The organism is Photorhabdus caribbeanensis (genome assembly GCF_018448885.1).
GTDB lineage: Bacteria > Pseudomonadota > Gammaproteobacteria > Enterobacterales > Enterobacteriaceae > Photorhabdus > Photorhabdus caribbeanensis.
Map to the genome: position 1 here is coordinate 1 of NZ_RCWB01000173.1, position 244 is coordinate 244.

Annotated in this window: 1 protein-coding gene; it reads right to left on the reverse strand. The window is 52.5% G+C overall.

Annotated elements, in window-relative coordinates:
- A partial coding sequence (locus EAE90_RS23515) for a hypothetical protein (protein WP_214055478.1) occupies positions 1-244 on the reverse strand: 244 nt, incomplete at both ends.

Genomic DNA, 244 nt, shown 5'->3' on the forward strand with positions numbered 1-244 from the left:
GTAATATCCGTTTGGGCCTGTACATCCCCCAGAGTCGCCTTGCCACTCGCCGTCAGACTGATGCCGCCTTGCTCTGTGGTCAGTTTCGTCGTTTCAATATCTTTACCATTAACGGTGATATCCGTTTTGGCCTGTACATCCCCCAGAGTCGCCTTGCCACTCGCCGTCAGACTGATGCCGCCTTGCTCTGCGGTCAGTTTCGTCGTTTCAATGTCTTTACCATTAACGGTGATATCCGTTTGGG